The organism is Bradyrhizobium sp. DN3, assembly GCF_041357655.1.
In the GTDB taxonomy this organism is placed as follows: domain Bacteria; phylum Pseudomonadota; class Alphaproteobacteria; order Rhizobiales; family Xanthobacteraceae; genus Bradyrhizobium.
The window spans coordinates 1-23,710 of the sequence record NZ_JAULLN010000008.1 but is presented as its reverse complement, the minus strand read 5'-3'; the positions used below and the strand labels follow the sequence as shown (position 1 = coordinate 23,710).

Below are 23,710 nucleotides of genomic sequence, written 5' to 3'. Positions count from 1 at the left end.
GAGGAGAGGAATCGTGCCTCATAACGGGCGATACGGCGACGCACGTCAAGAAAGCCCGCGGCGGGGCTGGCATGCGCACGTGGCGCGGGGCACCCGCCGACGTCATTCCGGGGCGCGACAAAGTCGCGAGCCCGGAATCCATTTCACCACGATCTCTGCGGCCCGATGGATTCCGGGCTCGCGCCAAGAGGCGCGCCCCGGAATGACAAGCCCTACCCACTCACACCGCGGTTCTTCAGCACGAAGCACGCACCGCCCGCTTTGCGGATACGATTGCACAGATCGTCCGCCTCGGCGCGCGTGTCGGCACCGATGCGTACCTGATAGAAGGCGCGCGTGCCGCGGCTGCGCATCACTGAGCTCAGCAAGCTCGGATCGCGGTCGCCGATCACCGCGCTCAGCCGCGTGACCGCGCGGGAATACATCGCCAGCGCCCTGTTGCGGTCGAAGCCGGCGGCGAGCTGCACGCCCCAGACCTTTGCCGCCGCAAGCTCGACATGCTGCTCAAGCTCGGCGACGAACGGATTTGGCGCGCGCTTGAGCAGCGCCATCAGATCACCGCAGCTCGTCGGCGGTGAACTCGGCGGGCCCTTGCCGGTGCTGCCTGCCTTGGCCCAGGCATCGACGCTCGTGCCAGTGATGGCGAAGACGTAGTTGCGGGTCTGCTCCGGCATCGGTCCCGTGCCGGCGAGCCATTCCTGCACCCTGCGCGGACCTGCGTTGTAAGCGGCCGCCGCGAGGCCGAGATTGCCGAACTGATTGCGCAGCTCGTTCAAGAACTCCGCCGACTTCGGCAATGCCTGCACCGGATTGAACGGATTGAGCAGCCCGCGCTCGCTTGCAGTGCCCGGCATGAACTGCGCGATCCCTTGTGCGTGCTCGCCGTTGCGGGTCAGCGGTCCGACCGCGTCGGACTGGAAGCGGCTTTCCTGCCAGATCACGCGGGCGAAAAACTCCAGCGGCAGATTGGCCTCGCGCGCCGCTGCCTCAATGATCAGGCAGAGCGATTCCCGCGTGTCGCTCTCGCGGGCGTCCTTCGGTTTCTCCGCCGGCTTCGCGGGTTCCTCGGCATTCGGAGGCGCGACGGGCGGAGGCGCCTCCTCCGCCAGCGCCGGCGACAGCACGAGGGCCTGGCACAGGACAGCGATAACCCGAGCTATTCGCATGGCATTGACGTTATCGGACAAATCGGACCTTGACTTGGAACCCCAGCCAACTAGCAACGAGCGGCAGTATCAACGCAGGTCCCGCTCCGATGGTGACAATCTTTTTTGATCTCGACGGCACGCTGACCAACCCGAAGCCCGGGATCACCCGCTCGATCCAGTACGCGCTGGAACGGCTCGGCGTTTCGGTGCCGAGCGAGGACGAACTGACCTGGTGCATCGGCCCTCCGCTGCATGCCAGCCTCAAGAGGCTCACCGGGACCGATGAACTCGCTGACCGCGCGCTCCTGCTCTATCGCGAGCGCTTCAGCGACATCGGGCTGTTCGAGAACGAGGCTTACAGCGGAATTACGGACACATTGTCGACGCTCGCAGCGACAAGTCAGCGCATGTTCGTGGCGACCAGCAAGCCCGCCGTCTATGCCACGCGCATCGTCGATCATTTCGGCCTGAAACCGTATTTCGAGCGCGTGTTCGGCTCCGAGCTCGACGGCACCCGCGTCGACAAGCGCGACCTGCTCCGCTACGCGCTCGATGAGGCCAGGGTCGATCCGCATCACGCCATCATGATCGGCGATCGCAGTCATGACGTGGTCGGTGCCCGCACCAACGGCATGACCGCCATCGGCGTGCTCTACGGCTATGGCAGCGAGGCCGAGCTAAAGGAGGCCGGCGCACATCACATCTGCGCCGCGCATCCCGAGCTGCTCGGCCATTGCGTGACCTAGCCTATCAGGCGCCGACAGTCTCCACCGCTGCCAGCATGCCCGTCTTTGGATGACAGTTCAGGTATTCGAAGAACTGTTCGTCGGCAGCGGCCACCGTCACCTCGTGATAGAGCCGCAGCTTGGCTGACGGCCCGAGCGTCGACAGATATTTCATCGCCGCACCGAAGATCTTGACGTGGGTCGGATGCGACTCCGCCCAGCGTTCGAGCGCAGCGAGGCTCTTCCACCAGCTCTGGCCATAGGACTTTTCGCTGACGCTGCCGTCAGCCGCGAGCACGCGCATGTAGCGGTTGGCGTAGCAGCCGATGCCGAGGCCGTCGTCGCGCAGGAAATCCATGCCCTCGCGCAGCACCGGCTCGACGTCGTCGAGATAGAGGTTGCGCTCGGATGTCTCGGTATCGCTCCAGTCCTGCCCGGAGCGGATCAGGCAGAGATTGTCGTGCGCCACGACGCGCAGCCGCGCGCCATCGCGGATCAACTCAGGGGTGCCGCCGGGCGTCATGGCATCGGTCTGCGACAGCGGGATGCGGTCGCGCATGCCGCCCCAATAGGCGTGCTCCTGCACCTCGCCGCTCATGCCGCCGGCGATTGCGGCAACCCCCTCGGGCCGGTCAGCCGAGGAGAACAGCGTCTCGTGCCGTGCCACAGCGGGCCGCAGCACCTCGATGAAGGTGCCGATGCCGTCTCGCTGTCGTCCGGTCCAGGCCTCGCGCGCCGGTGCGAACCAGGCATCGAAGCGCGCGACATCGTCCCAATAGGCCACCGAGACAACGTTCTCATGACCAGACCGATCGACATAATGCGCGCGGTCCCAATGTGATGGACCGTTCTCCGCAGCGAAGAGCCCTGCGATTTCTTTCAACGCGTCCGTCGCCGCCGGCGCCTCACCGCGATATTGCACGCCGAAATAGGCCATCACGACGCGGCCGACGGCAGGCTTGTAGCGCGCCACGAACGAAGGATATGGCGGCTGGTAATCGTCCGGCACGCGCTTGTGGCGCGTGCGCGGGGCCTCGAGATGCGCAGGAATTGCGGATTCCATGATCGTGCCCTCTCCTCGACGCCGACGATCAGCTCGCCGCCGCGGCGATGTCCTTGGGCTCGACGGTGTCAACCGGCAGCGCAAATTGCTCGACCCGCTTGTACGGCTTGTTGTTGAGCAGGAGCCGCGTCACGTCGGGCCGCGAATAGTGCCCGGCGGGATCGGCGGCGTTCTTGGCGATGCCGATGGCGCCGAGGTCGATCTCGGCAATCAGGAGGCCCTCCTGGTCCGGCGCCAGCTTCTCGCCGATCTGGCTGCCGTCGGGGCCGTAGATCGCGGCAAAGCCGCCGCCGGCATGCAGCAGCGCATGCTTGTCGGCCCGGTCGCACAGTTCGTCGATCATTCCTTGCGACACCGTCGCGCAAGGCGCCAGCACGAAGCAGGAGCCTTCCACCGCGTAGACGCGCGAAGCCGCATTGTTGACCTCGGCCCCGAGCGCCGGCGCAAAGGGATCGTAGAGCGAGAAGCTCGGCCAGGCCGCGACGTGCACCTGTTCGTTCTGGGCGTACATCGCGTATTTCGACAGCGGCTGGAGATGCTCCCAGCAGCACAGCGCGCCGAGACGGCCGATGTCGGCTCTGGCATGCACGGCGAGGTCGCTGCCATCTCCTTCGCCATAGACGGTGCGCTCGGCATGGGTCGGCCGCAGCTTGCGGCGCTTTGCGATGGTTTCGCCGTCGGGTCCGATCAGCCATTGCGCCAGATAGAGGCTGCCGCCGTCGCGTTCGGAGAGACCGATCACGGCGGTGAGCTTTGCCCTGCGCACGGCCTCGCGCAGCTTTTCGGCCTGCTGGCTGTCATAGGACAGTGAATTGTCGAAATAGCGCTGCACGAAGCCGCGGCCGATCGCCCAGGCCGGCGAGTCCATCCAGATATGCCAGGGGTAACCGGGGATGAACGCTTCGGGAAAGGCGATCAGCTTGGCGCCCTTCTCCGCGGCCTCCCTGATCAGCGCGATCGACTTGTCGATCGAGGCGTCGAGGTCGAGCCAGGCCGGCGCCGCCTGCACCACCGCCACTTTGTATTTCGGATGTTCGATGCCCATTCCCGCCTCCATTGCCGGTTGATCGGAAGCCACGTCCGATGCAGTCTATTTGGCCAAGCCGGGCGGCCGGGCGCTCGACCACGGCGGAACAAAAACTCGACTGGACGCGGCCGACGACCGGTATGGGATTTGCCTCCGGGCAGGCTGGATCCGCCAACAGGCGATTTTGCAGGATGTGAAAGGGAGGCTCCTCAGATGCCAGTCCAGTTCACGACGGACGGCAGCCCCGGCTACCGGCGGCTTGCTCTCTGGCAGGACATCGTCTGCGACGTCTTCGTCGGGCTCGACTGCAAGTCGGACCTCGGCAGCGCCTTTCACGGCTCGGTCACGCAGGCTTCGCTCGGCAGGGCGGTGTGCTCCGAGGTCTGCTCCGATCGCCAGCACGTATTCCGCACACCCTCGCGCATCGCGCGCTCCGATCAGGATTTCGTCCTGGTCGCGCTCGGCAATCGCGGCGACGGCGGCGTGGTGCAGGATGGCCGCGAGACCGTGATCCATCCCGGCGAGTTCGCCCTGTATGACACCACGCGGCCCTATGAGCTGAAGTTCAACGACAGCTTCACGCAGACCATCTTCAAGGTGCCGCGTGAGATGCTGCAGCGCCGGCTCGGCGGTACCGAGGCGCTGACCGCGATCGCGTTCGGCGCCGACGCACCGCTCGAGCGGCTCGCCTATGATTTTATTGTCAGGCTCTGCCAGAGCGCGGACCGGCTGGCTCCGAACAACGCGGTCGCGCTGTCGGAGCAGGCGGTCGATCTCCTTGCGATGGCGCTCGGCGAACGGCTCGGCAAGACGTCGCTGCCATCCTCGACCCATCGCTCCGCCCTGCTCTACCGGCTGAAAGCGCACATCCGCGCGCATCTCGCCGATCCCGATCTCTCGCTCGCGGAGACCGCGGCCGCGCTCGGCATCTCGCCGCGCTATGTCAACGATCTCCTCGCCGACGAGGACATCTCGTTCCAGCGCCACGTCCTGGCCGAACGTCTCGCCCAATGCCGGCGCGACCTCGCCTCACCCGTGCTCGCCCATCGCCACATCAGCGAGATCGCCTTCGCCTGGGGCTTCAACGACCTCTCGCATTTCGGCCGCGTCTTCCGCGAGCATTTCGGGATGTCACCGCGCGACTTCCGGCAGAGCCAGTTGCGGCACTGACGTCCCTTGCAATCAGCCATCACCTCGAGCCTTCGCTTCCAGCGAAGGTAATGCTCGCCAATTCCAAATTGTCTTGCCGCGTGACCTGCATCAAGCTGGCACGCATGAGGACTGGCGCCACCATAAGCGGAACGGAGCTGTTGCTGGGTGTGATCGCGATCCGGCTCGCAGTGCTGGTCCTGGTGGGCTGGAGCCTGACGCTGCTGCCGCGGCAAACGCGTGACAGCGAACCCGCGTGCTTTCCCTCGCCCGCGACAAGGCTCGAAACTCGATCTTTGGCGAAGACGCCCGGCTCGCGCGTTGCCGATGCAGCGTTCGACGACATGCGCCTGCACGACTAGGCCATTCCCAAGCAAGGCCGGTATGTGAGTGCGTGATAGGACGCGGCGCCCGCTTGCATTATCCTTGGCCACCAAGCCGCAGTGATCAATCAGCGACCAGCCGAGGAGCATATCGATGGAATACCGACGCCTGGGCCGGTCAGGCCTCATGGTGCCCGCGTTGAGTCTTGGGACCGGTACCTTCGGCGGCGTCGGCCGCCTCGCCGCGTGGGGCACGACGAATGCGACCGAAGCGCGGCGGCTTCTCGATATTTGCCTCGATGCCGGCGTGTCGATGTTCGACACCGCGAATGTCTATTCGCTCGGCGAATCCGAGCGCGTTCTCGGCGAAGCCATCAAGGGACGCCGCGACAAGGTCCTGGTCTCGACCAAGGCAAGCTTCCGCTTCGGCGATGGGGCCAACGACATCGGATCATCACGCCAGCATCTGCTCGCCGCGATCGACGGTTCGCTGAGCCGGCTCGGCACCGACTACATCGACCTATTCCAACTCCATGGATTCGACGCCTTCACCCCACCTGAAGAGGTGCTCGCGACCCTGGACGTGCTCGTGCGCGCCGGCAAGATCCGCTACGTCGGCGTCTCGAATTTTTCGGGCTGGCACCTGATGAAGTCGCTCGCCGTCGCCGACAAGCATGGCTTCCCGCGCTACGTCGCCAACCAGACCTATTATTCGTTGATCGGTCGCGACTACGAGTGGGAGCTGATGCCGCTCGGTCTCGACCAGGGCTTAGGTGCCGTGGTCTGGTCGCCACTCGGATGGGGCCGCCTCACCGGCAAGATCCGCCGGGGTCAGCCCAAGCCGGACGTCAGCCGCCTGCCCCAGACCGCCGATTTCGGCCCGCCCGTGCCGGACGAACATGTCTATCGTGTCGTCGATGCCATCGACGAGGTCGCGAAGGAGACGGGCAAGAGCGTCTCGCAGATCGCGCTCAACTGGCTGCTGCAGCGTCCGACCGTCGCGACCCTGATCATCGGCGCGCGCAATGAGACGCAGCTGCGCGAAAATCTCGGCGCGGTCGGCTGGTCGCTGACCAAGGACCAGATCGCAAAGCTCGATGCCGCAAGCAAGGTGACGCTGCCCTATCCCTATTGGCACCAGCGCACGACGTTCACCGACCGCAATCCGCCGGCAGTGTAGAAGCCGGTCAATTGCCATGACTGCGCGCTGTTGAGCGCTCGTGAAAGCGCGTTCCGACCCCTGTCCTTTCATGGCGGAAGCCCTGCTCCGGCAGGGGAACTGTCCGGGTCCTGACGGGTTGCTGTCGATCGGGCAATTTCCTATTCGGAGATGAATTACGGCTCGAATCAACCGTGCCTCCATCATGTCGTCCGCCCCGATCGAGCATGCCGACGGCCTGCCGCAGCCACAACGCAACCAGGCGGTGCTGACCATTGCGCTCGGCATCATCATGGCCGTGGTCGACAGCGCCATCGCCAACGTGGCGCTGCCGACGATTGCGGCCGACCTCGATGCGAGCCCCGCCTTCTCGATCTGGATCGTCAACGGCTACCAGCTCGCGATCACGATCTCGCTGCTGCCGCTAGCTTCGCTCGGCGAGATCGTCGGCTATCGTCGCGTCTATCTGGTCGGGCTCGCACTGTTCACGCTCGCGTCCGCGTTGTGCGCGCTGGCACATACGCTGCCGCTGCTGACGATCGCGCGCATCATCCAGGGCTTTGGCGCGGCCGGCATCATGAGCGTCAACGCGGCGCTGGTGCGCTTCACCTATCCGCGCAGCCAGCTCGGCCGCGGCATCGGGCTCAACGCGCTCGTGGTCGCGTTCTCGGCGGCGGTGGGACCGACGCTCGCCGCCGGCATCCTCGCGGTCGGAAGCTGGCCCTGGCTGTTCGCCATCAACGTCCCGCTCGGTGCGGTGACATTGCTGATCGGCTTGCGCAGCCTGCCGCACACCAAACAAGCGAACCGTTCCTTCGATTGGCAGAGTGCGGGGCTGTCGGCAATCACGTTCGGCGTCGGCATCGCCGCCGTCGACAGCGTCGGTCACGGGGAGGCCGCGGTCACCTGCCTCGCGCAATTCGCCATCGCCATCGTCGCGGGCGCGCTGCTGATCTATCGCGAAACCCACATGACCTCGCCGCTGTTGCCGGTCGACCTGTTACGCATCCCCGTATTCGCGCTGTCGATTGCGACCTCGATCGCATCGTTCTGCGGGCAGATGCTGGCCTTCGTCGCCATCCCCTTCTATCTCCAGAGCCGCTTCGGCTATTCCGCCGTGCATATGGGCCTCTTGATCACACCCTGGCCGATCGCGGTGGCTTTCGCGGCGCCCCTCGCCGGCCGCCTGGTCGAGCATTATCCGGCCGGCCTGCTCGGCGGCATCGGGCTCACGCTGTTCGCCTGTGGCCTCGGTGCGCTCGCCTTCCTGCCCGCTAGCCCGACGCCGTTCGACGTGATCTGGCGCATGGCACTGGCCGGCGCCGGCTTCGGCCTGTTCCAGACCCCCAACAACCGCACCATGATCGCGGCCGCCCCGCGCGAGCGCGCCGGCGGCGCCAGCGGCATGCTGGGCACGGCACGCCTGCTCGGCCAGACCACCGGCGCGGCGCTGGTGGCGCTGTTGCTCGGCCGCTATCCGATCGACGGAACCCGATTGGCCCTGCTCGCCGGTGTCGGCTTTGCACTCTGCGGCGCGGTGCTGAGCATGCTGCGGCTGTCGCCCGTGGGCGCGCGCGGCGCCGAGCACGTTCGTGTGCAGGACGACCAGCGCCTGCGGGGGGAATGAAGCCGCTACGGTGATGCGAGCAACAAAAAGGCCGACTTTTCAGCCGGCCTTTTCAACTCATCGCGCGCAAGTCAGACCTTGACCAGCGGTCCTTTCGAGGTCGGCCCCTTGGAGCCGCCGGGACCGCCCGGCTTGGACTTGCCTGGCGGACGCTTGCGGGCGCCGGGCAGCTTCTCCTGCTTCGGCGTGACCGGGCCCTCGACGAACTCGAAGCCAATCTTCTCCTTGGTCTCGTCGGCCTCGTCCTTGACCAGAACCACGCGAACGTGGCCGCCGCCCTTCAGCTTGCCGAACAGCACCTCGTCCGCCAGCGGCTTCTTGATGTGCTCCTGGATCACGCGGGCCATGGGACGTGCACCCATCTGCTCGTCATAGCCGTGCTGGATCAGCCAGGCCTTGGCCTCCTCGGACAGCTCGATTGTGACGTCGCGGTCGCCGAGCTGCGCCTCGAGCTGAAGCACGAACTTCTCCACGACCGTGCCAATCACCTCGACGCTGAGATGGCCGAACGAGACGATGGCATCGAGGCGGTTGCGGAATTCCGGCGCGAACTGCCGGTTGATCGCCTCGTGGTCGTCGCCTTCCCGCTTGGAGCGGGTGAAGCCGAACGCCTGCTTGGCGAGATCCGCTGCGCCCGCATTGGTGGTCATGATCAGGATCACGTTGCGGAAGTTAACCTGCTTGCCGTTGTGGTCGGTGAGCCGGCCGTGATCCATGATCTGGAGCAACACGTTGTAGAGGTCTGGATGCGCCTTCTCGATTTCGTCGAGCAGTACCACGCAATGCGGATGCTGGTCGACGCCATCGGTGAGCAGGCCGCCCTGGTCGAAGCCGACATAGCCGGGAGGCGCGCCGATCAGGCGCGACACGGTGTGCCGCTCCATATATTCGGACATGTCGAAGCGCAGGAGCTCGACGCCCAGCGCGGCCGCGAGTTGCTTGGCGACCTCGGTCTTGCCGACGCCGGTGGGTCCGGAGAACAGGTAGCAGCCGATCGGCTTCTCCGGCTCGCGCAGGCCCGCGCGTGCCAGCTTGATCGAGGCGGCGAGCGACTCGATCGCCTTGTCCTGGCCGAACACGGTGCGCTTCAAGGTCTGCTCGAGATGCTTGAGCACCTCGGCATCGTCCTTCGACACGCTCTTCGGCGGAATCCGCGCCATCGAGGCGATCGTGGTCTCGATCTCCTTGATGCCGATGGTCTTCTTCCGCTTGTTCTCGGAGACCAGCATCTGCGCCGCACCTGACTCGTCGATCACGTCGATCGCCTTGTCCGGCAGCTTGCGGTCGTGGATGTAGCGCGAGGAGAGCTGGACGGCGGCCTCGATCGCCTCGTTGGTGTATTTCAGCCGGTGGTAGTCCTCGAAATACGGCTTGAGACCCTTGAGGATCGCGATGGCGTCCTCGACCGTCGGCTCGTTGATGTCGATCTTCTGGAAGCGCCGCACCAGCGCGCGGTCCTTCTCGAAGTGCTGACGATATTCCTTGTAGGTCGTCGAGCCCATGCAGCGGATCGTGCCCGAGGCCAGCGCCGGCTTGAGCAGGTTCGAGGCGTCCATCGCCCCGCCCGACGTCGCGCCCGCACCGATCACGGTGTGGATCTCGTCGATGAACAGGATGGCGTTGGGGTGAGCTTCCAGCTCCTTCAGCACCTGCTTCAGACGCTCTTCGAAGTCGCCACGATAGCGCGTGCCGGCGAGCAGCGTGCCCATGTCGAGCGAGAACACCGTCGCAGCCGCCAGTACCTCCGGCACCTCGCTGTCGACGATGCGCTTGGCGAGCCCCTCCGCGATCGCGGTCTTGCCGACGCCGGCTTCGCCGACGAACAGCGGGTTGTTCTTCTGCCGGCGGCACAGCACCTGGATCGCGCGGTTGATCTCGGAGTTGCGTCCGATCACCGGATCGATCTTGCCGTCGCGCGCCTTCTTGTTGAGGTTGACGCAATAGGTCTCGAGCGCCTCGCCCTTCTTCTTGGCGTCCTCGTTGCCCTTGGTCTCGGTCTCCTCGTCGACGCCGCGCACGGGCCGCGCCTCGGAGACGCCCGGCCGTTTGGCGATGCCGTGGCTGATATAGTTGACCGCGTCATAGCGCGTCATGTCCTGCTCCTGCAGGAAATACGCGGCATGGCTCTCGCGCTCGGCGAAGATCGCGATCAGCACGTTGGCGCCGGTCACCTCTTCGCGACCGGACGATTGCACGTGGATCACCGCGCGCTGGATCACGCGCTGGAAGCCGGCGGTCGGCTTGGCGTCGTCGGCGCCATCCGTCACCAGATTCTCGAATTCGGTCTCAAGATAGTTGACGAGGCTCGTGCGGAGCTTGTCGAGATCGACACTACAGGCACGCATGACGGCGGCTGCATCGGAGTCGTCGATCAAAGAGAGCAAAAGATGCTCGAGCGTCGCGTATTGGTGATGACGCTCGTTTGCGATCGCCAGCGCACGATGCAGGGATTGTTCAAGGCTTTGGGAAAAAGTCGGCATTCGCGTCCTCTATGGCCCCCACCATCATGATCGTCATCGCCCGGTCAGGCAACAACAACCTTTGTCACATATAGTTATACAAGATCGCGGCAAAAGACCGGTTCCGCGACACTGGCGGCTGCACACCTGCGGTATTCTCGATCACGGTATTCTCGATGCAAAACCCGTTCCGATTTGGGCGGGATCGGCGCCGGCACAAAATTCCGTTGCTGCCGGCTGCAACGGATGTCGCGCGCAGACCTCAGGCGACGATCACACCGCCACTACAAGGGAGCCGGCTTCAACGCGCCGCGAGGCGTCTTACTTCTTTTCCATCACGCATTGCAGCGGATGCTGGTGCTTGCGGGCGAAATCCATCACCTGTGTCACCTTGGTCTCCGCGATCTCGTAGGTGAACACGCCGCACTCCCCGATGCCGTGATGATGGACGTGCAGCATGATCTTGGTCGCCGCCTCGACGTCCTTCTGGAAGAACTTCTCCAGCACATGGACGACGAATTCCATCGGCGTGTAGTCGTCGTTCAGGATCAGCACACGATACAGGTTCGGCCGTTTGGTCTTTGGCTTGACCTTGGTGATGACCGACGTGTTCGGCCCGGAAGGGCCGCCCGAACGGTTCTCATCGTTGCTCATCCGGGGAGCGTAGGCGGCGGTGACCGCGGACAGGTCGAGTCTGGAAGTCAGTTGCGGCATGGCACAGGCGTTCAAATTCCCCACGGAAGCGAATGACGGTCTGCGGCGCAGCTCAGCACTTCGGAGCCTCGCACAGGCGCGCCGCCTTTCTGAATCGCCGCCTCCGACCGATCCGGTCCAAACCGGATCGGTCGATAGCAATATGACCCTACCCCCGGCTCGCCGCAAGCATGCAACGGTCCGGCCGATGCTGCCGCGGCGGTCCCGATTCCCGGCCCGGTGATCCTCACCAAGGTTAGTCAATCCGGACCGGTTTGACAAAATTTTCCGTCGCGCCCTGGAACGTGTTGACCAGGAACCCGACCGTCCCATGCGGCTGCGGCGTTTCGCGCAAGACACATCTCCGGTTTTCTACGGTCCAATTTACCAAGGCTGCTTGCCGACCTGCCATTGTCGCACAACTCATCACGATCGATGCGGTGCAAGTGCGGCACTCTGACGGATTGATCGCGCGCAAACAAAAAGCCCGGCTGATCAGCCGGGCTTTTCCATTCCAGGACTTCCAGAAAGCGTTAGTTCGCAGCCGGGGTGAACTTCGACACGATGGTCTCGACCGGCTTGAACGCCTGCTTGGCGAGGTCGCTGTAGAGGCCGGCGATCTTCTGCGATTCAGCAACGAAGGTCTCGTAGGCGGAACGAGCGAAATCGGTCTGCGCTTCCATGGCCTTGTCCAGCGACTTCACGCCGGAGAGCTTCTCGACGAAGGACTTGGTGTCTTCGAACGACTTCTTGGTGTAGTCGCCATAGGCGCTCGCGATCGCCTGGAGGCCGTGCTGCACCGACGTCGCGGAGGCGACGCACTGCTCGAACTGCTCTTTCCCGTAGTTCTGAAAGTCTTCAACCTTGAACATGTCGGAATCCTTTTTCCCTGGCTCTCGTCGGGAAGCCCCGGCTCCCTGACTCTGCCCACAATTAGTGCAACGCACAAAAAAGTCAAGAATCTTGTGCGGCGCACAAAACTAGATCCAAATCGCTGAGATTCCCGGGGTTTCCCGCAAGGGTTCCTTAAGCTTTTGGAAACCGCGGCCCCCTACCCTGATTCCCTGGACGTGTTCACTTCCGCAGGCGGTCAAAAGCCGTTTGAGAACATCACCTTAGCCAGAACAGCGGCTCAGGCCCAACGTCTCCCGCGGCGAACACCAGCGGAGGGACAGCCTGAGCAGGTAATGATCCCGGCTCCATTGGGCACAATTTCGCCTCACGAGCCGGTGATCAAGTCAGAAACGGGGACGGGGTTCCATGCTTCGTAACAACTTGTCTTCCTCGCGCTTGGCGCGGGTTGGCGTTTTCGGGCTGCTTACGGTCACCACCGCAGTCATCTTCACCACCGATGCTGCCGAGGCGCGGCGCCACCGGCGCCATTACGCGCACCACCGGGTGCAGCGCGATGTGTCCGAGAGCTCCAGCCCGAAATTCGCGTCCATCATCGTCGACGGCAATTCCGGCGCGGTGCTGCAGTCGACCAGCCCCGACGGACTGCGCCACCCCGCCTCGCTCACCAAGATCATGACGCTCTATTTGCTGTTCGAGCGCCTCGAGTCCGGCAAGCTGAAGCTCGACACCGAGATGCCGGTGTCCCAGCATGCCGCCGACCAGGATCCGACCAAGCTCAACCTCCGCCCCGGCCAGACCATCCGCGTCGAGGACGCGATCAAGGGCCTCGTGACGCGCTCCGCCAATGACGCCGCCGTGGTGATCGCGGAAGCGATCGGCGGCGACGAGGACGATTTCGCGCAGATGATGACGCGCAAGGCACGCTCGCTCGGCATGTCTAAGACCGTTTACCGCAACGCTTCGGGCCTGCCGAACGACGAGCAGGTAACGACTGCACGCGACCAGGCCACGCTCGGCCGCGCCATCCAGGAGCGCTTCCCGCGCTACTACCGCTACTTCGCGACCGCCTCGTTCAACTGGCGTGGACAGTCGATCCGGAACCACAATCACCTGCTCGGCAATGTCGAGGGCGTGGACGGCATCAAGACCGGCTACACCCGCGCCTCCGGCTTCAACCTCGTCAGCTCGATGCGCCGCGGCAATCGCCACCTGATCGGCGTTGTGCTCGGCGGCCGCAGCGGCGGCTCGCGCGATGCCATCATGCGCAACCTGCTCGCGGAGAATCTCGAGAAGGGCGCGACCACCCATACAGTCGTTGCCGTCACCGAGCGTAACGGCGCCGACGCCAATGCCGACGTCGCCGACGCATCCGATACCCCGGCACGCCCCGTGGCGCAGGTTCAGGCCGCGGCCGCCCCTGCTCCCGAGGCCGCCCCGTCCCGCCTTGCCGCGCGTCTGTCGACGCTGGCCGCTGCAACTGCCGCGATGCCGCCGTCTCAGCCGAAGCCCGAAGCCAGGCCGACTGAATCCAAGATCGAGCCGGCGCCGCTCACCAACGGCGTGATCTCGAGCCAGCCGCTGTCCATCATCCCCGGCTCGTCCGAGCCGATGAAGCCGGTCCGGGTCAAGACGGTGCAGGTCAAGGCCGGCGCCGTGAAGGTCGCCTCCGCCGCCCCGGCCCAGGTATCGCCGCCGGTCACCAACACCATTCCGTCCCGGTCCGACGTCGCGGAGACCTCCGGCGCCGTCGTCGCCCGGGCCGATCTCATCAACAAGCCCGAGGTCGCGACCCAACCGGAGGCGCCGAAGGCCGAGATCGCCCGCACCGAGCTGCCGCGGCAGCCGGCGGGCTTCGGCACCGGCAACGGCATCCTCGGGGTGCTGCCGGCCGCAACCGCCGCCGCGCCCGCACCGGCCGCTCCGAAGCTTGCTTCCGCCGACCCGGCGCCGCAGCCGATCCAGATGAGCGCCACCACCAAGCCGGTCGTCACCCACAGCGGCTGGATCGTCCAGGTCGGCGCGCTCGAGAGCGAGACCGAAGCCCAGCACCGCATCGACGCCGCCCGCAGCTCGGCCCGCGGCCTGCTCAGCAAGGCCGATCCGTTCACCGAACCGGTCGTCGCGAAGGACAATCGCAAGCTCTACCGTGCCCGCTTCGCCGGGCTCGAGCGCGACCAGGCCGAAGCCGTCTGCCGTACCCTGAAGCGCGCCGAGATCTCCTGCATCACCGTGCGCAACTGATCTCCTCTACCTCTTCCGAACGAATGCCCGCGCTCTTGCGCGGGCATTTTTGTTTTCGGACGTGCGGTGAGCAGAAGCCAGTTCCGCGACAACCTCTCGTCAAGGATTTACGGTTAAGATTTTCCTCAAGGGATCGACCACGCCGATAATGGCGGGCATCGGGCGACGGCAAACGGAGCAAGCGGAGCTCACGCGGTACGGGCGTTTGTGGCGTGGTGCCGGAGTTAGCCGTTATGCGTACGAAGCAGAGTATCCTTGGCCTCGTTTACACGGGCAGCGAGATACGTCGAGCCCCCCTGGTCGGGATGGAGTTTCTTCATCAGGGACTTGTGAGCCCTGCTGATGTCGTCGCGCCCCGCGCCCGGCTGCAAGCCAAGGATCTGATAGGCTTCCTCCGTCGTCATTTTGCCGCTCGTCGCCGTGCGGCGCTGCCGCCCTGCCGCATCGCGCTGCGCGTCCTGACGCCAAGCGGGAAACCGGCGGTCCAGATAGCTTTCAAGTAAGGCCACACTCTCGGCGTCGAACGCCGGCACCATCGCCAGCAGGCCGGCGAGATCAAACTCGTCGAGGTCGCGCCCGGCATGAGGTCCGGCAACTATCTGGCCTGTCAACTGGCCGGTGTCGTGGTCAAGCCGCATGTCCAGGAATTGCGAGCGCACCCGCGAGGCCTGTCCGGACGGGCGCGTCGCGCCGCCGCCGAACAGCCCTCCGACATTGCCGAAGCCGGCGTTGGCCAGGGGTGTCCAGCCGAGCAGCCCGGCGCCGAAGATTCCGAGCGGAATCGCGACGACCAATTCGCCCCGCAGACCCGTGAACGCTGCGGCCGCCAGCGCCACCACGCCGCCACCGAACTTGATGGCGCGCGCCAACGCCGCCGGATTGGCAGAGCGGAACGTCTGGAGCAGCAGATAGAGCGTGATAACAGCGACAGCGCCGGCAATCAGGGTCATGGCCGGAATAATATAGTCGCCCTCCCGGCAAAATGCATCGCGTCCACGGCCGCAGCGGGTCGCAGCCTGCTTGAAGCGTTACTTCATCTGACCGATCAGCTTTGCTGCGCCGCTCGCGCTCTTCGCCAGTTGTAGCAGCGCTTCGCGGCCGCCGGCAGCGTAAGCCGCCGCTGCCCGCAACAGTTCGCGCAACTGCGCCGCTGCGCCGGGATCGAACCGGCACCAGGCACCGCCGGTCAGGCGCGCGATCTCGCGAAAGGTCCGCTCGGCCACCGCGTCATGGCCTTCCTGAAACACGAACACGGGCACCTTGAGCATGCCGAGCTCGCCGGCCTTGGCGCAGAGTTCGTCGGCCTTCTCCTCCATGGCATCGCCGACGAAGACGACGGCCCGCACGCCGGAGGCGACCGCCTGGCGCCGGGCCTCGCTCAGCACCTTGCCGATCTGGGTGTCGCCGCCGCGGCAATCGATCTTGCTCATCAGCGTCGCAAGCCTGGCGCTGTCGGAGATCCATGCCGTCGCGCGGCATTCGTTGAAGCCGCGATAGTAGACGAGCCGGATGTCGAGACTGCCGAGCGCCGCGGTCTCGCGAAACATGTCGGCCTGGAGCGCGCAGGCCATGTCCCAGGTCGGCTGCCGGCTCATCGTCGCATCCAGCGCGAAGATCAGCCGCCCCTGCGCGCCGGGCGCATGCGGCGACAGCGCGCGCGCCTTGGTGACGAAGGCGGCAATGTCCGCCGAGGTCGACGTCCCGGCCTGCGGCACCGCGCCGCCGGCCTTCGTCGAGACGGCATCACCGCGCGGCCTGATGGGTTCGCCCGACATCGCTGCTCAACCATGCGTGGGCGATTAATGTGGTGCGCGCGCAGAGCCCGGTCAATGTGCAAAGCCTCCGTGGGCTTGCGCCGGCGGAGGCTTTGCAATCGGTGCCGATGATGAGGGAGGCGTCAGCTCTTGGCTGGCGCCATCAATGCGACCGGACCGGGCTCGAGGATCTTGGGCGGGGACGACTGCGTGTCGACTGGCGCAATCTCGCTGTCGGTCGCGCTCAGGAACTTGTCGAGCATGCCCTGGATCGAGTTCTTGGCGACGTCCGGACCGGTGTCCCGCATGTCATTATGCTGGAATTCGGTCTTCACGACCTGAATGCCCGCCTTCTCGCACTCCTCGTCCGTGGGGATCACGCCCGCATCGGTCTTGAACTGCGGATCGGTGGAGCGGAACGACAGGATCTTGAACTTGCCGGCGGTGACGAAGGGAACCCGCAGATTGTCGAGGGTGACAACCTTCTTGACCTCATCCGGATACTGCTTGGCGAAATACATCGAGATGTCGCCGCCCATGGAATGACCGACCATGGTTACCTTATCGTAGTCGGCATTCGGCTGGACCTTCTTCATCTCCTGCATGGCGAGATGAATGTTGGCGACGCCGCGCAGGATCTGCGGCAGGCGGCCGACATAGAGCTCGCCCGGCTTGGTCACCATCGGAGGATCGGTCGGCAAATCATGCTGCGGGCTGACGACCATATAGCCGCGCGCAGCGAAGATGTTGGCGAGGAAGCCGTACTCGGTGTTCTTGACGGTATTGCCGTGATTGATCACGGCGACCGGCAACGTGATCATGCCGGCATTGGCCTGCATTTCCTTGTCGCGGCGCACCGCGATGTCGACCGGCACCGGGCGATTGTCGCGCGAAGTGTCGTAGAAGGTGATGGTCTCGTGCTTAATGGCCCACTTGCTCGCCGTGAAATAGGCGATGCCGCAGAGGGCACTGACTGAAACTAGAACGGCAATTCCACGCTTCATTTTCGTCCTCAGCCCCAGGCTCTTGCGGCCTGATCCCTGTTGAAAATCGTGTTCTTCCGGGGCTCTTCGTCCCCTTGTCGCCTATTCCCTAATATATGTCACAGCAGCGTGACAGGAAGGCTAAATATTGTGAACCGGCAGCCCTTTCATTGTGCGTCGCACACGTTTGTTGGGCACCCTGTCCTCATACGGCCACTTAAGGTGCAGGCCACTATCCGACGCAACCAGTGGCGATTGGGTTCGATTTCACAGGTAAGTGCAGGATGAAAACGGCGGAACGCGGGTTGAGTTCCCGCGACAAGCGGCCGCTGGGATCGACTGGAAGTAGCTATATACCGCTGCCTTAGGCACCGAGAATGTCGTGGACCTCGAGCGGCTTGTCGACCTGGCTGAACCACTCGGCGCGGTTGGCGGCGCGGCGGCGTCCGCGCTCGTCGAGCGGCAGCTTGAGCTGGCGGAGCAGGCTCGTCACCTCCTCCCGCGCGGTGAGATGGCCGAGATTGGGCCGCATGCCCAGTGTCGCCTCGTCGATCTCGTCGAGAGCGGTCAGTCCGCGCGGGAAGAATTCGCGATAGACAACGCGTTCGGCGAAGCCGTCGACATAGCGGAAGCCGAGCCGCAGCGACAAATCCTTCAACCCCTCGGCGACAAGCTGCTTGTTGCGGGAGCCGAGCATCGACAGGCGGTTGCGCACGACGATCCAGTCGGTGGTCGCGCCGTCGAGCTGGCGACGCTTGCGCCTGACATCGCGCACCATCTCGGCGTAGTGGCTCTCTCCGGTGACCGCGTAGCTGGCGGGATCGACGGTGCCCAGCACATCGAAGTCGAGGAAGCTGTCGTTGATCGGCGTCACCAGCGTGTCTGCCATCGAATGCGCGAGCCGCATCAGGTAGCTGTCGGTGCCGGGCGTATCGATGACGATGAAGTCGAAATTGCTTTCGACCGCCGAGACCGCCTCCATGAATTGCTGGAACTCGGAATTCTCGTTCTCGGCGATCTGCATGGTCTCGCCGAGCTTGATGCAGCGATGCACCGGCAGCTCGAGGTCGAGCTTGGTGCGGCGCGCCCAGGCGGAGCGGTTGCTGATGTAGCGGGTAAAGCTCTGCTGTCGGCAGTCGAGGTCGATGGTGGCGACGCGTTGGCCGGCCTTCAGAAGCGCAACCGCGATGTGCAGGGCGGTGGTCGATTTGCCGGAGCCGCCCTTCTCGTTGCCGAGCACGACGACATGCGCCGAGCCGGATTGGCCTTGGCTAGCCTGCACAAGCATAGCGATCCTCAACACCCCTAACGAATATCTTCGAGTTGACCGCGTTTGCGGTCAAGTGAAATGCGTGACAGGTCATGCAAATCGCAGCGCGCCGTTCTTCATCATGAATCGCAGCGTCATCTTTCGTCTGTGATGCAGCTCGCAATGTCGCGACATCCTGCGCGGCCTTGCGCGGGATGCTGTGCCGCGTCCGGATGGATGGTGTCCACGATCGCCGCTTGTTAAGGTTAGCCAGCCGGACGCCAGCCCTCACCCGCACTGATTCCCAACCCCGTCGAGTCCTGATGTCACCAAGCCCCTTGATCGCCCGCACGGTCCCCACCCTGCGACGCGCCATCGACAATCTTCGCAAGCGAAAGGCCACGATCGCGCTGGTCCCGACCATGGGGGCACTCCATGACGGGCACGTGTCGCTGGTTCGCCTCGCCAGGCGGCGCGCAAGCCGCGTCGTGGTGTCGATCTTCGTTAATCCGACTCAGTTCGCTCCGACCGAGGACTTTGGCGCTTATCCGCGAACCTGGAAGGCCGACATCGCCAAGCTCGCGGCCGAGGATGTCGATGTGGTCTGGCACCCCGGCGTCGAGGCCATGTATCCGGAAGGCTTCGCCACCCGCATTGTGCCGGAGGGGCCGGCGCTGGCCGGGCTCGAGGACCGCTTCCGGCCGCATTTCTTCGGCGGCGTCGCCACCGTCGTCGGCAAGTTGTTCACGCAATGCCGGCCGGATGTCGCGATCTTCGGCGAGAAGGATTTTCAGCAGCTGCGGGTGGTGACGCAGATGGCGCGGGATCTCGACCTCGGCGTCAAGGTCATCGGTTCCCGCACGGTGCGCGAGCGCGATGGGCTCGCGATGTCCTCGCGCAACGTCTATCTCTCAGCCGAGGAGCGGCAGACCGCAATCACGCTTTACCGCGCCATGAAGGAGAGCGCCGCGCGCATCCGTGCCGGCCAAGCGATCGCGCCCGCGATGGCCCGCGGTGCCGAGATGATCAAGGCGGCCGGTTTCGCGCTCGACTATTTCGAAGCCCGCCATGCCGCGACGCTGGCACCGGTCAGCTCGCGCAAGGACGGCCCCCTGCGGATCCTGGTCGCGGCCAAGCTCGGCACGACCCGGCTGATCGACAATATCGCGGTTTAGAGCAGCCCGAGATCGCGCAGCTCGCGCCGCATCGGCTCCGGCATCGCCGCGATCGAGCCAGCGGCGGACTTGCCGAGATCGGCGGGCACGGAATCATCGGTGAGATAGCGCCAGCCCTGGAACGGGCGCATCGGCCGCGGCGACACCGAGATCACCTTCGGCTGCATCACGATCCGGCAGCGCCCGATGCCGTCCTTGTCACGGAACGGCTCGATGCCGATGATCTTCTCCCGCGCAGCGATCTCGCCCTTGATCACCCAATAGAGCGAGCCGCCCGCCAGGATCTCGGCGTCGCGCTTGGGCACCATGCGGGTGATGTGGATGTGACGTTGCGGCAGACCCTTCTTCTTGGCGGTCTGCATCCGTTCGGCGACCCACTCCTTCAATTCCTTGACGGAGTCGCAGCCGACGGCGAGCTTGATCAGATGTAGCGGCATGCCCCAGCAATAGCCGGGCGGCCGCGCATTTGGAATGCCGATCTACTCGTTATCCGCAGCCGCGGGCGCAGCCGCCGAGGCGGGCGGCGGCGCGAGCGGAACCGGCGCGGCCGCTGGGGCACGCGCAGCCTTCGGCGCCGGAGGCTTCTTGGCGGCGGGGGCCGCGGGAACTGCGGCCTGCGCCGAGGTCGCGGCCGGCGCGCGCGGCGCGGGCGCTGCTGCCGTGTTTGCAGCGGGTGCCGCCGGGCGCGTCGTCGCTGTGGGCTCCGGATTCATGATGCTGACCGGCGGCGTCGATGAGGCGCTCGGGAACTCGGCATTGGTCGGCTTGCCCGTCGGCATCGACGGCGGCAAGCCGGCAAGCGCGGCGCTGGCCGGCAGCCCCGGCGCGGGCGCGTTCCAGGTCGGCGCATAGCGCGCGACCAGCGTGTCGTAGAGATGGGAATTCATGTTGGCGGCGACCTGCTGCTGGTCGGTCAGCGAGCGGAACGCCGCGCAATCGAACTGCGTGCAGCCGTCGCGCGCGACCAGCACATGCGCGACGAGGCCGTAGCGATCACGCTCCAGCGATTTGCGCAGCACCTTCATGTCCAGCGTCAGGCTCTTGTCGGCCGTGGCGACCTCGCCGAGCGCGGTCAGCCGGTCGATCCTGGCGGCGGTGTAGGAGACGGCCGCAGCGGCCGCGTCAGGCGCGCCGAACAGCGCCTTCTCGCAACCAACGGCCACGGCATCGCCGGCGAGATCGTCGAGACAGGACAGCGCCGGCAAGCTCGCCGTCACCGTTCCTTGCGCGCGCGCCTCGGCCGGGGTGGCCTGCCCCTCAGAACCATAGACGCGCACGGTGGCCGCTCCGGCGATCGCGATGGATAGCAGCGTAATCACGGTCAGCGCGCCATTGGCGACCGACCGGTCGGCGCGCTGCAGGGTGATGAGGAGGATCAGCCCGAAGAATCCAGCAGCCACCAGCGTCATCCACATCGGGAAGGCCGGCGAGTGCCAGATTTGGTCGAGCGAAGTGGCCCATGCCCAGTTCATGCGCGACGTCCCCTCACGCGAGCAAAGAGCGGATGGTCAAAGCGAGCACCGCGAGTCGGCAACTGCCCCCGCCCACCTTGGGAAGGTGAAGCGGGCCTTTTGACGGCGACAGGACACAACTTCCCGGGAGGCGCCTATGCGCAGGTAGCGTCGGGCCTTCAGGAGAGCGCGAGCTGGCTTTCCTTGGCGACGCGCTCGAAGGCTTCGGTCGAGCTCTTGATCCGGTACTGGCAGTCGTCGCCTTCGGTCGGCAGCAGACGGATGACCTCATACGCGCCGCTGGCAGCCGGTCGCGCGACGTTGCTGGCCGTGAACAAGACGCGCGTTCCCACGGGGAATTTGTGCTTCAACACCCTCTCCATTACTCAAACAGCGCCTGCCTCGCCCAGTGTCCCACTGCGATGGCCGGCCGGAAACCCGGGCCGTCGTATAGCACGAGCCCCGCCGGTTTGGCCAGCGCAAACCGGCATGGCAATCGCGCAAATTCTGCCGCTATTTCATAACGATAGCGGGACAAACTGCAGGCCCGATGACACCTTGGGAGCCGCCCGTTCACGCGGCGTGTCGCGGTTGGTGTCGCAGCTCCCCCCTTGCGCCATGGCCGCGGGTCCATTGCGGCCTGACCGCCACCGGCCCGCGGGCCGATGAGCGAAGCCGCCAGACCAGCGATCAGGCGTCCTCGAACTTCTCGATGCGAAGCGTTTCGGCGAGCCCGTCCCGGGTCCATTCCTGGAACGCCGGGAGCGCCAGCATCGTGTCCATGTAGGTCTTGGTCTCGGGCGTGACCTCGATCGCATAGGTGCGGAAGCGGTGCACGACCGGTGCGTACATCGCATCCGCCGCACCGAAGCGGCCGAACAGGAACGGTCCCTTGGCGCCGTAACGCGTGCGGCACTCGCGCCAGATCTCCTGCACGCGCGCGATATTGGCCTTGGCGTCCGCCGACAGCGTCACGGGACGCACGGGACGATGCAGGTTCATGCCGCATTCGTTGCGCAAGGCCATGAAGCCGGAATGCATCTCGGCGCACACCGAACGGGCATAAGCGCGCGCGGCGACATCATCGGGCCACAGCTTTTTCTCCGGGTAGCGCTCGGCGATGTATTCGATGATGCTGAGCGAATCCCACACCGTGATGTCGCCATCGACCAGCACCGGCACCTTGCCGGCGCGGCTGAAGGACAGGATCTGCTCCTTGTCGGCGGGATTGTCGGTGTAGAGCGGGATGAGCGTCTCCACGAACGGGATGTCGTTGGCGCGCAGTGCGAGCCAGGGCCGCATCGACCATGACGAGTAGTTCTTGTTGCCGATCGCGAGTTTCAGCGCAGCCATGTCATCAATCCTTCCCGAGACGTCCAGAAGCGAGCTGCTTTTAACGCCATCGCCTGCCGCCAATCAATCGTTGCCGCGCCTCGCCATGCGTGGCAATCGTTGCCGCCCGCGAGGAGAAGGACATGAGCAGGCACTGGGTCGACATCACCGCCGTCGGCTTCTTCATCATCGAATGGCTGGCCTACGCGCTGACGCTGGAGCATTCGGCCTATGGCCGCGACAGCCTGTCGGCGCGCATGAACCGCTATCGCGAGGTCTGGGTGCGCCAGCTGCTCGACCGCGACACGCGCATGGTCGACATGCAGATCATGGCCTCGCTCCAGAACGGCACCGCCTTCTTCGCCTCCACCAGCCTGTTCGCGCTCGGCGGCGCGCTGGCGCTGCTGCACGCCACCAACGACGCCATCACCATTCTGAGCAAGCTGCCGATCGACCTTAGCCCCTCGCCCGCACTGTGGGAGCTGAAATGCGTCGGCCTCGTGCTGATCTGCGTCTACGCCTTCTTCAAGTTCGCCTGGGCCTATCGCCTGTTCAACTACGTCGCGATCCTGTTCGGCGGCATGCCGCCGGCCTCCCAGCGCGACACGGCGGAGGCCGAAGCCCATGTCATCCGCACCTCGCGCCTGTTCGAATCCGCCGGCCGCCATTTCAACCGCGGCCAGCGCGCCTTCTTCTTCGCGCTCGGCTATCTCGGCTGGTTCGTCAGCCCCTGGCTGCTGTTCGTGACCACGGCGGCCGTGGTGGTCGTGACCTGGCGACGGCAGTTCGCGTCCAGCGCCTGGGCGGCGATGGCGCCGGAGGTGGTGGCTGATGGCGAGGAGCAGAAGCGCGGTCATTGAGGCGTCAGCGCCGATGCGGTGAAGTGCAGCCCACGCTTTCTCTACATCGTCATTGCGAGCGCTGCGAAGCAATCTAGAGTCTTTCCGCGGATGCATTTCTGGATTGCTTCGCTGCGCTCGCAATGACGGAGTATGGAGCATCGGCTCTCGTCCTCCAAATGCCACTGTCATTCCCCGCGAAGGCGGGGAATCCAGTACGCTGCGGCCTATCGGTTCAATCACAAGTGTCTCGGAGTACTGGATCGCCCGGTCGAGCCGGGCGATGACAGCGCGCGTGTGGTCGCAGACATACGTCCACATTCTCGCGGCGCGTTTCGCCCGAGCTTTGCTTCGTCGCTCCACCCTCGAAACCAAGAGGGCGCAGGGAAGGCCGGGTGCCGGCGGCACCCGCGGTCCGCTGCGCGAAACGCACACGCAGAGAAGACCGCACAGCAGCA

The 23,710-nt window shown here is 65.2% G+C and carries 22 protein-coding genes; 8 read left to right on the top strand and 14 right to left on the bottom strand.

Going from position 1 to position 23,710, the window contains the following annotated elements; translation table 11 throughout:
- Positions 1 to 212 precede the first annotated feature (212 nt).
- Positions 213 to 1,166 (bottom strand): transglycosylase SLT domain-containing protein, encoded by a 954-nt coding sequence (locus AAE027_RS13705; protein ID WP_370985824.1) that lies wholly within the window; start codon positions 1,164 to 1,166, stop codon positions 213 to 215.
- A gap of 89 nt (positions 1,167 to 1,255) precedes the next feature.
- On the opposite strand from AAE027_RS13705, the gene AAE027_RS13700 reads away from it, so the two are divergent.
- Positions 1,256 to 1,894 carry an HAD family hydrolase gene (locus AAE027_RS13700; protein WP_370985823.1) on the top strand — a complete coding sequence of 213 codons (639 nt, stop codon included), beginning with the start codon at positions 1,256 to 1,258 and terminating at the stop codon, positions 1,892 to 1,894.
- 4 nt (positions 1,895 to 1,898) lie between these two features.
- Here the strand turns inward: AAE027_RS13700 and AAE027_RS13695 are convergent, their stop codons facing one another.
- Complete coding sequence (locus AAE027_RS13695) at positions 1,899 to 2,936, bottom strand: phenylacetaldoxime dehydratase family protein (RefSeq protein ID WP_370985822.1); 1,038 nt, start codon at positions 2,934 to 2,936, stop codon at positions 1,899 to 1,901.
- 28 nt (positions 2,937 to 2,964) lie between these two features.
- Complete coding sequence (locus tag AAE027_RS13690; RefSeq protein WP_370985820.1) at positions 2,965 to 3,981, bottom strand: carbon-nitrogen hydrolase family protein; 1,017 nt, start codon at positions 3,979 to 3,981, stop codon at positions 2,965 to 2,967.
- 195 nt (positions 3,982 to 4,176) lie between these two features.
- On the opposite strand from AAE027_RS13690, the gene AAE027_RS13685 reads away from it, so the two are divergent.
- The 4 genes from AAE027_RS13685 to AAE027_RS13670 all read left to right on the top strand — a co-directional run bounded on the left by AAE027_RS13685 (position 4,177) and on the right by AAE027_RS13670 (position 8,221).
- Positions 4,177 to 5,133 carry an AraC-like ligand-binding domain-containing protein gene (locus AAE027_RS13685; RefSeq protein ID WP_370985818.1) on the top strand — a complete coding sequence of 319 codons (957 nt, stop codon included), beginning with the start codon at positions 4,177 to 4,179 and terminating at the stop codon, positions 5,131 to 5,133.
- Positions 5,134 to 5,282: 149 nt separating this feature from the next.
- Positions 5,283 to 5,474, top strand: a complete 192-nt coding sequence (locus AAE027_RS13680) for a hypothetical protein (RefSeq protein WP_370986051.1) — start codon at positions 5,283 to 5,285, stop codon at positions 5,472 to 5,474.
- 115 nt (positions 5,475 to 5,589) lie between these two features.
- Positions 5,590 to 6,615: an aldo/keto reductase gene (locus AAE027_RS13675; protein ID WP_370985817.1), complete on the top strand. Its 1,026-nt coding sequence runs from the start codon at positions 5,590 to 5,592 to the stop codon at positions 6,613 to 6,615.
- A gap of 184 nt (positions 6,616 to 6,799) precedes the next feature.
- Entirely contained in the window at positions 6,800 to 8,221 is a 1,422-nt protein-coding gene (locus tag AAE027_RS13670) for an MFS transporter (protein WP_370985816.1), read from the top strand.
- A 71-nt stretch (positions 8,222 to 8,292) separates the two neighbouring features.
- On the opposite strand, the gene clpA is transcribed toward AAE027_RS13670, so the two are convergent.
- The 3 genes from clpA to AAE027_RS13655 all read right to left on the bottom strand — a co-directional run bounded on the left by clpA (position 8,293) and on the right by AAE027_RS13655 (position 12,245).
- Complete coding sequence (gene clpA / locus AAE027_RS13665) at positions 8,293 to 10,701, bottom strand: ATP-dependent Clp protease ATP-binding subunit ClpA (protein WP_128933285.1); 2,409 nt, start codon at positions 10,699 to 10,701, stop codon at positions 8,293 to 8,295.
- A 300-nt stretch (positions 10,702 to 11,001) separates the two neighbouring features.
- Complete coding sequence (gene clpS, locus AAE027_RS13660; RefSeq protein ID WP_164934959.1) at positions 11,002 to 11,334, bottom strand: ATP-dependent Clp protease adapter ClpS; 333 nt, start codon at positions 11,332 to 11,334, stop codon at positions 11,002 to 11,004.
- 572 nt (positions 11,335 to 11,906) lie between these two features.
- A complete protein-coding gene (locus tag AAE027_RS13655) occupies positions 11,907 to 12,245 on the bottom strand; it encodes a phasin family protein (protein WP_024341049.1) in 339 nt (112 codons plus the stop codon).
- A 388-nt stretch (positions 12,246 to 12,633) separates the two neighbouring features.
- Here AAE027_RS13655 and AAE027_RS13650 point away from each other — a divergent pair, with 388 nt between their 5' ends.
- A complete protein-coding gene (locus AAE027_RS13650; protein WP_370985815.1) occupies positions 12,634 to 14,469 on the top strand; it encodes a serine hydrolase in 1,836 nt (611 codons plus the stop codon).
- Between the two features lie 224 nt (positions 14,470 to 14,693).
- Here the strand turns inward: AAE027_RS13650 and AAE027_RS13645 are convergent, their stop codons facing one another.
- From AAE027_RS13645 to AAE027_RS13630, 4 genes are all read right to left on the bottom strand, one after another.
- Entirely contained in the window at positions 14,694 to 15,419 is a 726-nt protein-coding gene (locus AAE027_RS13645; RefSeq protein ID WP_091889560.1) for a DnaJ domain-containing protein, read from the bottom strand.
- A 78-nt stretch (positions 15,420 to 15,497) separates the two neighbouring features.
- Positions 15,498 to 16,244 (bottom strand): vWA domain-containing protein, encoded by a 747-nt coding sequence (locus AAE027_RS13640; protein WP_370985813.1) that lies wholly within the window; start codon positions 16,242 to 16,244, stop codon positions 15,498 to 15,500.
- A gap of 122 nt (positions 16,245 to 16,366) precedes the next feature.
- A complete protein-coding gene (locus tag AAE027_RS13635; RefSeq protein ID WP_128941297.1) occupies positions 16,367 to 17,227 on the bottom strand; it encodes an alpha/beta fold hydrolase in 861 nt (286 codons plus the stop codon).
- A gap of 343 nt (positions 17,228 to 17,570) precedes the next feature.
- Positions 17,571 to 18,494, bottom strand: a complete 924-nt coding sequence (locus AAE027_RS13630; protein WP_370985812.1) for a division plane positioning ATPase MipZ — start codon at positions 18,492 to 18,494, stop codon at positions 17,571 to 17,573.
- Between the two features lie 284 nt (positions 18,495 to 18,778).
- Between AAE027_RS13630 and panC the strand changes: the two genes are divergently transcribed.
- Positions 18,779 to 19,630, top strand: a complete 852-nt coding sequence (gene panC / locus AAE027_RS13625; RefSeq protein WP_370985811.1) for a pantoate--beta-alanine ligase — start codon at positions 18,779 to 18,781, stop codon at positions 19,628 to 19,630.
- On the opposite strand, the gene AAE027_RS13620 is transcribed toward panC, so the two are convergent.
- From AAE027_RS13620 to AAE027_RS13605, 4 genes are all read right to left on the bottom strand, one after another.
- Positions 19,627 to 20,067: a DUF1489 family protein gene (locus AAE027_RS13620; RefSeq protein WP_091889570.1), complete on the bottom strand. Its 441-nt coding sequence runs from the start codon at positions 20,065 to 20,067 to the stop codon at positions 19,627 to 19,629. The genes panC and AAE027_RS13620 overlap by 4 nt on opposite strands.
- A gap of 42 nt (positions 20,068 to 20,109) precedes the next feature.
- Positions 20,110 to 21,102, bottom strand: coding sequence for a hypothetical protein (locus AAE027_RS13615; protein ID WP_370985810.1), 993 nt, complete (start codon positions 21,100 to 21,102; stop codon positions 20,110 to 20,112).
- Positions 21,103 to 21,260: 158 nt separating this feature from the next.
- Positions 21,261 to 21,464, bottom strand: a complete 204-nt coding sequence (locus tag AAE027_RS13610; RefSeq protein WP_085969273.1) for a hypothetical protein — start codon at positions 21,462 to 21,464, stop codon at positions 21,261 to 21,263.
- A 307-nt stretch (positions 21,465 to 21,771) separates the two neighbouring features.
- A complete protein-coding gene (locus AAE027_RS13605; protein ID WP_370985809.1) occupies positions 21,772 to 22,434 on the bottom strand; it encodes a glutathione S-transferase family protein in 663 nt (220 codons plus the stop codon).
- Positions 22,435 to 22,556: 122 nt separating this feature from the next.
- Between AAE027_RS13605 and AAE027_RS13600 the strand changes: the two genes are divergently transcribed.
- The gene (locus AAE027_RS13600; RefSeq protein ID WP_370985808.1) at positions 22,557 to 23,273 is read left to right on the top strand and encodes a DUF599 domain-containing protein; all 717 of its coding nucleotides are present in this window, start codon (positions 22,557 to 22,559) and stop codon (positions 23,271 to 23,273) included.
- The last annotated feature ends 437 nt before the right edge of the window (positions 23,274 to 23,710 follow it).